The organism is Cyanobium sp. LEGE 06143, from assembly GCF_015207535.1.
Taxonomy (GTDB): Bacteria; Cyanobacteriota; Cyanobacteriia; order PCC-6307; family Cyanobiaceae; genus NIES-981.
Map to the genome: position 1 here is coordinate 1 of NZ_JADEWP010000077.1, position 10,742 is coordinate 10,742.

At 69.2% G+C, this 10,742-nt stretch carries 9 protein-coding genes; 8 read left to right on the forward strand and 1 reads right to left on the reverse strand.

Annotated features, from left to right (window positions below; translation table 11 throughout):
• Positions 1–710, forward strand: a 710-nt coding sequence (locus IQ216_RS07080; RefSeq protein ID WP_193814919.1) for a dehydrogenase, incomplete at its 5' end; no start/stop codon positions are given.
• Positions 711–760: 50 nt separating this feature from the next.
• Here IQ216_RS07080 and hemF read toward each other — a convergent pair.
• Positions 761–1,843, reverse strand: a complete 1,083-nt coding sequence (hemF, locus tag IQ216_RS07085; RefSeq protein WP_193814920.1) for an oxygen-dependent coproporphyrinogen oxidase — start codon at positions 1,841–1,843, stop codon at positions 761–763.
• A 146-nt stretch (positions 1,844–1,989) separates the two neighbouring features.
• On the opposite strand from hemF, the gene IQ216_RS07090 reads away from it, so the two are divergent.
• The 7 genes from IQ216_RS07090 to IQ216_RS07120 form a co-directional block, all read left to right on the forward strand.
• Entirely contained in the window at positions 1,990–3,108 is a 1,119-nt protein-coding gene (locus tag IQ216_RS07090) for an Mrp/NBP35 family ATP-binding protein (RefSeq protein ID WP_193814921.1), read from the forward strand.
• Positions 3,109–3,117: 9 nt separating this feature from the next.
• Positions 3,118–4,395: a rod shape-determining protein RodA gene (gene rodA, locus IQ216_RS07095; protein WP_193814922.1), complete on the forward strand. Its 1,278-nt coding sequence runs from the start codon at positions 3,118–3,120 to the stop codon at positions 4,393–4,395.
• Positions 4,396–4,408: 13 nt separating this feature from the next.
• Positions 4,409–5,806, forward strand: coding sequence for a sensor histidine kinase KdpD (locus IQ216_RS07100; protein WP_193814923.1), 1,398 nt, complete (start codon positions 4,409–4,411; stop codon positions 5,804–5,806).
• Positions 5,807–5,933: 127 nt separating this feature from the next.
• Positions 5,934–6,365: a photosystem I reaction center subunit II PsaD gene (locus tag IQ216_RS07105; protein ID WP_186697261.1), complete on the forward strand. Its 432-nt coding sequence runs from the start codon at positions 5,934–5,936 to the stop codon at positions 6,363–6,365.
• Positions 6,366–6,457: 92 nt separating this feature from the next.
• The gene (locus tag IQ216_RS07110; protein ID WP_193814924.1) at positions 6,458–7,978 is read left to right on the forward strand and encodes an anthranilate synthase component I family protein; all 1,521 of its coding nucleotides are present in this window, start codon (positions 6,458–6,460) and stop codon (positions 7,976–7,978) included.
• 20 nt (positions 7,979–7,998) lie between these two features.
• Positions 7,999–9,159 carry a glutamate--cysteine ligase gene (gene gshA / locus IQ216_RS07115; protein ID WP_193814925.1) on the forward strand — a complete coding sequence of 387 codons (1,161 nt, stop codon included), beginning with the start codon at positions 7,999–8,001 and terminating at the stop codon, positions 9,157–9,159.
• On the forward strand, positions 9,156–10,742 hold a 1,587-nt coding region (locus IQ216_RS07120; RefSeq protein ID WP_193814926.1), incomplete at its 3' end, for a phosphoenolpyruvate carboxylase. The genes gshA and IQ216_RS07120, both read left to right, overlap by 4 nt.

Sequence of the window (10,742 nt, forward strand, 5' to 3'; positions counted from 1 at the left end):
TCACCGGCCCGCGTAGCCGGCTGGGCCCCGACCGCGACTGGGTGGGCCTGCGCCCCCTGGGCGCTGAGACCGAGATCCTGGTGCTGGCCGGCCATGCCGACTCCCAGGCCATCGCCGGCGCCGGCACGCCCGGCGAGGCGGTGGCGCTCCGCGGCGCCAGGCCGATGCAGCCGGGCCTCAGGGATGAGCTGCACTGGAACCTGCTCACGGCGCGGGCCGTGGTGGCCCTGGGCCGGCAGCGGGGCCTGAACCTGCGCTTCTACGACCCGCCGGCGCGCACGATTGCCGACGCCGACGACCCACGCACCAACTGGAGTGTGGGCAAAGCGCATGCCGCAGCCGGCGGCTACGCCCTGGAAATCCACTACGACGCCTACGGCCCCGACGGGGTGGGCTCGGGCCTGATTCCACCGCTGCACCGCCACCCGAGCCGCCTCGACGAGAGCCTGGCCCTGGCCTTCGGTTCCTACCCGCTGCTCTACCGCAACGGCCTGGGCGCCCCCCGCCGTGGCATCGCCATCCTGGAGATCGGCAAACTGGAGGGGGTGCTGGAGGCGGCCCTGCGCGACCCCGGCCGCCGCGACGCCACCCTCACGGCCATTGCCCTACGGGTGGTGGAGGCGCTTGAGCGCGGGCTGAACCTCCAGACCCCGAGCCCCATCGGTGAGCTGCCCGTGGGCGTGGCGCCGGAGCGGCGAGCACGTCCGTGAAACGCACGCACCTGAGGCCAGCTCGCGCCTAGGGCAGGGGGCCGCTGTCCTCAGCCCAGCGCCTGATGCGGGGCGCAGCGCTGCTCCAGGGAGGAGTCGTCCAACCAGTTCTGGGGGCGGGTGAACACCTCGGTGAGCAGGGCCTCGCGGCTGCCGGGCTCGGCGCTGTAGCCGTACTCCCAGCGCACCAGGGGGGGCAGGGACATCAGGATCGACTCGGTGCGGCCATTGGTCTGCAGACCGAAGATCGTGCCCCGGTCGAAGACGAGGTTGAACTCCACGTAGCGGCCGCGGCGATAGAGCTGGAACTGCCGTTCCCGATCGCCGTAGTCAGTGGCCTGCCTGCGCTCCACGATCGGCACGTAACTGGGCAGGAAGGCCTGGCCGCAGGCCGTGGCCAGGGCGAAGAGCTGCTCCCAGCTCTGGCTGATCGCCCCCTGGCGCAGGCTGGCCGCGGCGGCGGCCCCATCAGGATTCTGGCCCTTGTAGAGCACGCCGCCGGGGTCCTGGTAGTCATAGAAGATGCCGCCGATGCCGCGGCTTTCCTGGCGGTGCTTCAGGTGGAAGTACTCGTCGCACCAGGGCTTGAACACCTGGTAATAGGCAGGGTTGACGCCGTCGCAGGCCTCCTTGAGGGTGCGGTGGAAATGGCGGGCATCCTCAAGGAAGGGGTAGTAGGGCGTGAGGTCGGCGCCACCGCCGAACCACCACACCGGGCCCGCCTCGAAGTAGCGGTAGTTGAGGTGAACCGTGGGGATGTAGGGGTTGCGGGGGTGCAGCACCATCGAGGTGCCCGTGGCGAACCAGGGGTGGCCCTTCGCCTCGGGGCGTTGACTCAGGATCGAGGGTGGCAGTTCAGAGCCCTGCACCTCGGAGAAATTCACGCCGCCCTGCTCGAAGACGCGGCCCTCCTTCATCACGCGGGAGCGCCCCCCGCCGCCCTCGGGCCGCTCCCAGCTCTCCTCAGCGAAGCGACCCTCGCCATCGAGCTGCTCCAGACCGGCGCAGATCGAGTCCTGCAGACCCCGCAGCAGGGTGCGGGCGCGCTGGCGGGAGTCAGCGGGAGGCGACTCCAGCACCGGGGTGGCGGCGTCACCGCCGTCGGGGCTGGGCATCACCTTGGCCTTCTCCATCACACCGTGCCCCTGGGGCCTGAAACCCCTTCACCCTTTCAGGCCGCAGGCCCGCCCATCAAGCCTTCGAGAGGCACTGTCACGGCGCAAGACCCTTGGCCTCGACAGGTGCCTTCTAGGATCAACGTCCTGTGCATGCGGATCGGATGGCCACTGTCGAGCAGGCTCGTGCCGCCCTCAGCCGCCTCACCGATGCCGGCAGTGGCCGGCCCATGCTCGAACTGGGCTGGGTTCAGGACCCACGCCTGCAGGGTGAACGGGCGGTGATCCGTCTGGCGTTGCCCAGCTTTGCCCAGAGCCAGCGCGACCGCATTGCCAGCGAGGCCCGCGAGGCCCTGCTCAACCTCGAGGGCGTGCGCGACGTTCAGATCGAACTCGCCCAGCCCGAGGCGGCAGGCGCTGCCGCGGCCCCCTCCGGTGCACCGATCGGCGCCGCTGGCCACGGCCCCAGTGGCGCCCCCGGCCAGCCTCCCCAGCGCCAGGAGATCCCCGGGGTCGGACAGGTGATCGCCGTGAGCAGCGGCAAGGGCGGCGTGGGCAAGAGCACCGTGGCGGTGAACCTCGCCTGCGCTCTGGCCCAGCAGGGCCTGCGGGTGGGCTTGCTCGATGCCGACATCTACGGCCCCAACGCGCCCACCATGCTGGGAGTGGCCGGCCGCACCCCGGAAGTGAGTGGTGAGGGGGCGGCTCAGGTGCTGCGGCCGATGCAGAGCTGTGGCATCGCCATGGTGTCGATGGGTCTGCTGATCGATGCCAACCAGCCGGTGATCTGGCGGGGTCCGATGCTCAACGGCATCATCCGCCAGTTCCTCTATCAAGTGGATTGGGGTGAACGGGATGTGGTGGTGGTGGATCTGCCGCCAGGCACCGGCGACGCCCAGCTCACCCTCGCCCAGGCGGTGCCGATGGCCGGTGTGATCGTGGTCACCACGCCCCAGGAGGTGTCGCTGGCCGATGCCCGCCGCGGCCTGGCGATGTTCCAGCAGATGGGCATTCCCGTGCTGGGCGTGGTGGAGAACATGAGTGGCTTCATCCCCCCCGATGCACCCGAGAAGCTCTATCCCATCTTCGGCAGTGGTGGCGGCGCCAGGCTGGCCAAGGAAACCGGAGTTCCCCTGCTGGCAGAACTGCCGCTGGAGATGCCGGTACGGGAAGCGGGCGATGGCGGTCGTCCCGTGGTGCTCACGGCACCCCACTCCGCCACGGCTCGCGGCTTCACAGCCCTGGCCGAGCGGGTGACGGCCCTGGCGGCCGTTCCCCTCTGATCGCTGGGGATGCTCAGCCTCAACCGCCGCAGTCGCGGCCTGTTTTCAGGAGGCGATTCAGCCAGAAGGCGGCCCCTGGCCGATCTGGACTGGCTGCTCTGGGGCATTCCGATGGCGATGGTGCTGCTGGCCGGCGTGCTGATCGCCAGCACCCAGCGCCAGGCGAACTACGCCGACTGGTATCAGCACTGGGTCACCGGCGTGGTGGGGCTGGGGGTGGCGCTGCTGCTGGCTCGCATCCCCGTGGAGCGGCTGGTGGCGTTGAAGTGGCCGATCTACGGGGCGATGGTGGCCAGCCTGGTGGCCGTGCGGCTGGTGGGAGTGAGCGCCCTGGGAGCCCAGAGCTGGATCAACATCGGCGGCTTTTACGTGCAGCCCTCAGAGTTCGCCAAGCTCGGGGCGATCCTGCTGCTGGCCGATGTGCTGGCCCGCCACCCGGTGGAGCGGCCCGTGGACCTGCTGCGCCCGCTGGGCCTGATCGGGCTGCCCTGGCTGCTGGTGTTCGTGCAGCCCGACCTGGGCACCTCCCTGGTGTTCGGCGCCGTGCTGCTGGTGATGCTGTTCTGGGCCGGCATGCCCGCCGCCTGGCTGGTGCTGCTGCTCTCGCCCCTGGTGAGCGCGATTGCCGCCGGCACCCTGCCCTGGCTGTTGCTGGGCTGGATTCCGCTGATGGGCTGGCTCGCCTGGACCAGCCTGCCCTGGAAGCGGGTGATGCTGACCGTGGCCGTGGCGGTGCAGAGCGCTTTCGCCGTGCTCACCCCCTGGCTGTGGGCCCACGGGCTGCGGCCGCACCAGCGGGATCGCCTCACCCTCTTCCTCGACCCCGGCCAGGATCCCCTCGGCGGCGGCTACCACCTGCTGCAGAGCACGGTGGGCATCGGCAGCGGCCAGCTCTGGGGCACCGGTCTGATGCAGGGGGCCCTCACCAAGCTGCGCTTCATCCCCGAGCAGCACACCGATTTCATCTTCAGCGCCCTCGGCGAGGAAACCGGTTTCCTGGGGTCGGTGCTCGTGGTGCTCGGCTTTGTGCTGCTGATGTGGCGCCTGCTGCAGATCGCCGGCCGGGCCCGCAGCGATGTGGAATCGCTGGTGGTGGTGGGCATTGGCGCCATGCTGATGTTCCAGGTGGTGGTGAACATCAACATGACGATCGGCCTCGGGCCCATCACGGGCATTCCCCTGCCCTTCCTCAGCTATGGCCGTTCGGCCATGCTGATGAACTTCATGGCCCTCGGGCTGTGCGCGTCGGTGGCGCGGCGGGGCCGAAGCTCGCCGAGCCGCCGCTAAGGAGAACCCAACATTGGTGAGCCTGCTCAAGCTGCGGCACTGCCTCACCGCGGGGGTCCCTCCCGGCACCAGCACGGACGACGCCGCCCGGCGCCAGTGGTGGGCGGCCCTGGCCACCCTGCAGGAGGATTTTCTGCTGCCCCTGGGGGAGGTGTCCGGGCTGTGGCTGGCCGCACCCCTTCCGGCCCTCTATGAGCCCGCCCTGCTGCAACGGCTCCAGGGGTGGGTGTGGAGTCCGGCAGCGATCGGCACCCTGCTGCCCCCCGCTCCGCCCCGGTTGCTGCAGTCCGCCACGGGCCAGAGCCGCGGTGCCGTGCCGGGCAGCGGCTACCACCGGCTGCTGCTGGAGGAAGGCGACGGCGACGACCCTCTGCTGGTGATCGTGACACCGCAACTCCAGGTGGCCCTGTGTCTGGATGGGCCGGCCGAGGGCCGCCGGCTGGTGGTGCGTTTCGACCCTGAGGTGCTCTCGGAGGCCCTCTCGCTGATGCATCAGCGGCTGGAGCAGAGCGATCCTGCCGCCGCCCTGGAGCTGCGGACAGCCGTGCAGCAACTGGGCCCACTGCACAGCGAACCCTCCCTGGGGCTGCGTTTCTGGCCCCTGCTGGCCAACCGTCTGGCCAGGATCGCCCCCAGCCTGACCCTGCAGCCCCTGGCCGCGGCCGCCGGCGGCAAGCCCTCCCAGGCCGAGGCCACAGCCAGCTCTGCCGCCCAGATCAGCGAGCTGGCCCTGCTCGAAGCCCTCACCCACGAGGTGCGCACCCCCCTGGCCACAATTCGCACCCTGATCCGCTCACTGCTGCGCCGCAGCGACCTGCCAGCCGTGGTGCGCCAGCGCCTGGAGCACATCGATGGCGAGTGCAGTGAGCAGATCGACCGCTTCGGCCTGATCTTTCTGGCGGCTGAGCTGCAGCGCCCCCTCGGCCAGGGACACGCCCAAGCCGATCTGCCCCTGGCCCGCACCGACCTCAGCGACCTGCTGGGCCAGCTCGAAGGGTTCTGGCAGCGCCAGCTGGCGCGGCGTCAGCTGACGCTGGACCTCCAGATCACCCCTGACCTGCCCCAGGTGCTCAGCGATCCAGCGCGGCTGGAAACCATGCTGGGCGGCCTGATTGACCGTTTCAGCCGCAGCCTGCCGGCCGGCACCCGGGTACGCCTGGTCCTGCAGCCGGCCGGGGCACGGCTGAAACTGCAGCTGAGCAGCGCTGGGCCAGTGCCGGTTCCCGGCGAACCGTCCCCCCGGGGACGGGAGCTGGTGGGGCCGGTGCTGAGCTGGGATCCGAGCACCGGCAGCCTGCAGCTCAGTCGCCAGGCCACCCAGCAACTGTTCGAGCGGCTGGGGGGGCGGCTCACCGAGCGCAGCGGCAGTGGGCTCACCGTGTTCTTTCCGGTGTACGTGCCGGCCGCCTGAGCGGATGGCACCACCGGTTGGGCAGGGTTTTGTTGACGGGTGTGAAGACTGGCGCAGCGCCGGCCGGAGGGCCAAAACCACGGTGCTAGTTTCCGCCTGAAACAGTCTGCCGACACCTGAACGCGTCATGACAGCAACGGCACTGAGCGGTCAACTCCCCAAGTACATCGGCAGCACCGGCGGGCTGCTCAACTCCGCCGAAACTGAAGAGAAGTACGCCATCACCTGGACCAGTTCCAAGGCCCAGGTCTTTGAGCTGCCCACCGGCGGCGCTGCCGAGATGAATGAGGGCGAAAACGTCATGTATTTCGCCCGCAAGGAGCAGTGCCTGGCCCTGGGCACCCAGCTGCGCACCAAGTTCAAGCCCCGCATCGAGGACTACAAGATCTACCGGATCTTCCCCGGCGGAGACACCGAGTATCTGCATCCCAAGGATGGCGTGTTCCCCGAGAAGGTGAACGAGGGCCGTCAGATGGTGGGTCACAACCCCCGCTCCATCGGCGCCAACACCAATCCCGCCAACCTCAAGTTCACCGGCAAGAACACCTTCGACGCCTGAGCTGATCCCCTTGGCCAGGGTCTGGCCGTTGGTCTTGAACACTTAGAAAGGCGGGGCCCGGCGCCCCGTTTTTTTTGCCTGCCGGTTCCTCGATGACCCCCTCCGATCGCCTGGACCCCGCCTTTCTGGCCCAGGCGGCGGCCGGGCTCAGCTTCATCCCCGTCTGGAAACGCTGGCCAGCAGACCTGGAGACGCCTCTGACCACCTGGCTCAAGGTGGGTGCCGGCAGCAGCCACGGGGTGCTGCTGGAGTCGGTCGAGGGGGGAGAGCGGATCGGCCGCTGGAGCTTCGTGGTGAGTGAGCCGCTCTGGACCCTCACCAGCCGCGGAGCCAGCAGTCAGCGCCAATGGCGGGACGGCCGCACCGAGCAGCTGAGCGGCAACCCGTTTGAGCTGCTGCAGGACTGTCTGCGTCCCCTGAGCAGCGCCCCGGTGCCAGGCCTGCCGCCGGCAGGCCATCTGTTCGGCTTCTGGGGTTACGAGCTGATCCAGTGGATCGAACCCAGCGTGCCCGTGCACCCCGCCGATCCCGAGGGGCCTCCGGATGGTTGCTGGATGCTCGCCGACAGCCTGCTCGTGTTCGACCAGGTGAAGCGCCAGATCACGGCGGTGGCCTACGCCGACCTGAGCCGGGGCGGCGATCCGGTTGAGGCCCACGCCGCCGCCACAGCGCGGATCACGGCTCTGGAGCAGCAGATGCAGGAGCCCCTGCCCGCGGGGGTGGTGCCACTGCAGTGGCATGAACGCAGCGGCACCGATCTGCCCACCCGCAGCAACCGCAGCCAGGCCGATTTCGAGGCGGCCGTGGTGCGCTCCAGGGAGCACATCGCCGCAGGGGATGTGTTTCAGCTGGTGTTGAGCCAGCGGCTCGAAACCACGATCGAGCGGGATCCCTTTGAGCTCTACCGCAGCCTGCGGATGGTGAATCCATCGCCCTACATGGCCTTCTTCAACTTCGGTGGCTGGTATCTGATCGGCTCCAGCCCCGAGGTGATGGTGAAGGCCGATCCGGTGGAGGGCGGAGGGATCCGGGCCTCCCTGCGCCCGATCGCCGGTACCCGGCCCCGGGGCACCGATGAAGCGGGCGACCAGGCCCTGGAGGCCGAGCTGCTGGCCGATCCCAAGGAGCGGGCCGAGCACGTGATGCTGGTGGATCTGGGCCGCAATGACCTCGGCCGCGTCTGCCGCCCCGGCAGCGTTTCCGTGACTGATCTGATGGTGATCGAGCGCTACTCCCATGTGATGCACATCGTCAGCCAGGTGGAAGGATTGCTGGGCGACGGGCACAGCGTCTGGGATCTGCTGATGGCGGCCTTCCCGGCAGGTACGGTCAGCGGCGCTCCCAAGATCCGGGCCATGCAGCTGATCCATGCCCTCGAACCCGATGCCAGGGGTCCCTACTCAGGGGTGTACGGCGCCGTGGACCTCGGGGGAGCCCTCAACACCGCCATCACCATCCGCACGATGGTGGTGCAGCCGGGCCAGAACGGCAGCTGGCGGGTGCAGGTGCAGGCCGGCGCCGGCCTGGTGGCCGACTCCAGGCCCGAGGCGGAATTCCAGGAAACCCTGAACAAGGCCCGGGGCATGCTCAAGGCCCTGGCCTGCCTGGCGTGAGCCACCCCGCCGCCCCAGCCATGACGCCAGCACTGATGCTCAAGGGCTTCGAGGTGGAGCTCTACACCGGCAGGCCAGACGGTTCGGTGGTGGGCTGTTCGTCTGAGGTGGCCGCGGCCCTGGAGGGGTTTGTCACCGAGCCCGACCGACGCAATCTCGAATACGTCACCGCCCCGGAGGCCGACTACGACCGGCAGCTGGCCCTGCTGCTGGAACCGCGGCTGCGCCTGCGCCGCTGGCTGCAGCTGCGCGGGCTGACGCTCCTGCCAGGCAGCACCCTGAGCCTGGGGGACAGCCGGCGCTTCGAGCGCTCCGACCCCGACAACCCCTACCACCACTACATCGAGCGCACCTACGGCACCCGGGTGGTGACCGCCAGCGTGCACATCAACCTGGGCCTCACGGCCATGCAGCCGCTGTTCGCCGGCCTGAGGCTGCTGCGCTGCGAGGCCGCCCTGCTGCTCGCCCTCAGCGCCAGCTCCCCCTTCCTCGACGGTGCCGCCACCGGCGCCCATTCCCAGCGCTGGCTGCAGTTCCCCCTCACGCCGGAGCGGGTGCCTCTGTTCCGCGACCACGAGCACTACATCGCCTGGATGGAGCAGCAGCTCCAGGCCGGCACGATGCAGAACGTGCGGCATCTGTGGACCTCAGTGCGGCCCAATGGCGACGATCGCCCCTACGACCTCAATCGCCTCGAGATCCGCATCTGCGATCTGGTGAGCGACCCAGAGGTGCTGCTGGCAATCACGGCCCTGGCGGAGCTGCGGCTGTGGCAGGGGCAACGGGATCCCCAGACCTGCGACCCATTCCGTGCCAGCAGCCTCGATCCCGAGGAGCTGGCCCTGCTCGCCGATGCCAACGACCAGGCCGCAGCCCGCTCCAGCCTTGACGCCCCCCTGCGCCACTGGCGCGACGGCAGCCCGATTGAAGCCCGGGCCTGGATCCGGCAGATCCTGGAAGAGCTGGCGCCCCTGGCCCGGGAGCTGGGGCTGGACGCTCGGCTCACCCCGCTCGTCGGGCTGCTGCGCCACGGCAATCAGGCCATGGACTGGCTGCAGCGTCAGCAGAGCGGCACGTCGATCCGTGCGATTCTGAGCGGAGAGATCAGCGCCATGGCGGTGCAGGAGCAGCACCTCGCCGCCACGATGGGCACAGACCCTGCCCTGGGTCGTTTGGGATGATCACGAGCACACGTCACGACACTCCAGCCTTCATGCGGCAGTTGGTGCCCCCTGTCGCCGAACCCTCGCCCCGGGCGACCCGCCTGCTGGGTGAGCGGCTTGAGCTCGTCGAAGACCTCTGGCAGACCGTGCTGCGCAGCGAGTGTCCGCCCCACCACGCCGATCGTCTGCTGCGACTGAAGCGGCTGAGTGATCCGCTTGAGGACGACGGCGCCACCGCGGCCGAAGGCGATGCCGCCGGCATGGACACCAGCACGGCCATCGTGCGGCTGATCCGGGAGATGGATCTGGCCGAGGCCATTGCCGCCGCCCGGGCCTTCTCCCTCTATTTCCAGCTCGTCAACATCCTCGAGCAGCACATCGAGGAAGACACCTACCTCGACAGCCTCAAGTCCCTGCCGGAAACGCTCTCCAGCGATCCCTTCCTGCCGCCCCTGGCCAGCCAGACCGAGCCCGCCACCTTCCGCCAGCTGTTCGAGCGCCTGCGCAACCTCAACGTGCCGCCGGCCCAGATCGAAAACCTGCTGCGCAACCTGGATCTGCGGCTGGTGTTCACGGCCCACCCCACCGAGATCGTGCGCCACACGGTGCGGCACAAGCAACGGCGGGTGGCCACCCTGATCCAGAAGCTCCAGCAGGAGAGCGACCTCAACCGGGTTGAGCGCCAGAGCCTGCGCTTGCAGCTGGAGGAGGAAATCCGCCTGTGGTGGCGCACCGATGAGCTGCACCAGTTCAAGCCCACGGTGCTGGATGAAGTCGACTACGCCCTCCATTTCTTCCAGGAGGTGCTGTTCGAGGCGATGCCGTTGCTGCGGGTGCGGATCGCGGGCGCTCTGACCGACAGCTACCCCGATGTGGAGCCCCCTCGGGACTCCTTCTGCACCTTCGGCTCCTGGGTGGGATCCGACCGCGACGGCAACCCCTCGGTGACCCCCGACATCACCTGGCGCACCGCCTGTTTTCAGCGCCAGCTGATGCTGGAGCGCTACGTGAAAGCGGTGGGGGAACTGCGCGATCAGCTCAGCATCTCGATGCAGTGGAGCCAGGTGAGCCCGGCGCTGCTGGAGTCGCTGGAGATGGACCGGCTGCGCTTTCCCGACATCTATGAGGAGCGCGCCGCCCGCTACCGGCTCGAGCCCTACCGCCTCAAGCTCAGCTATGTGCTGGAGCGGCTCCACCTCACCCAGGAGCGCAACCAGCTGCTGGCGGACACGGGCTGGGAATCACCCTGCGACGGCCTGCCCTCCGTGCCCGGCATCGGCGGCAACCTGGCCGTGGGGCCGGGCCTACAGGACCTCCACTACGCCTCGGTGGACGACTTCCGCACCGATCTGGAGCTGGTGCTGCAGAGCCTGGAGGGCACCGGCCTGAGCTGCGAATCGCTGCAGCACCTGATCAGCCAGGTGCAGATTTTCGCCTTTTGCCTGGCCAGCCTGGACGTGCGCCAGGAGAGCACGCGCCACAGCGACGCCCYCGACGAGCTCAGCCGCTACCTGCAGCTGCCCACGCCCTACGGCGAGATGGAGGAGGAGCAGCGGGTGGCCTGGCTGCTGGCTGAGCTGCAGACCCGCCGCCCCCTGTTC

Coding starts and splice junctions, on each gene's coding strand:
- IQ216_RS07090 (WP_193814921.1), top strand. CDS start 1,990: ATGGCCACTGTCGAGCAGGCTCGTGCCGCCCTCAGCCGCCTCACCGAT.
- hemF (WP_193814920.1), bottom strand. CDS start 1,843: ATGGAGAAGGCCAAGGTGATGCCCAGCCCCGACGGCGGTGACGCCGCC.
- IQ216_RS07105 (WP_186697261.1), top strand. CDS start 5,934: ATGACAGCAACGGCACTGAGCGGTCAACTCCCCAAGTACATCGGCAGC.
- IQ216_RS07110 (WP_193814924.1), top strand. CDS start 6,458: ATGACCCCCTCCGATCGCCTGGACCCCGCCTTTCTGGCCCAGGCGGCG.
- gshA (WP_193814925.1), top strand. CDS start 7,999: ATGACGCCAGCACTGATGCTCAAGGGCTTCGAGGTGGAGCTCTACACC.
- rodA (WP_193814922.1), top strand. CDS start 3,118: ATGCTCAGCCTCAACCGCCGCAGTCGCGGCCTGTTTTCAGGAGGCGAT.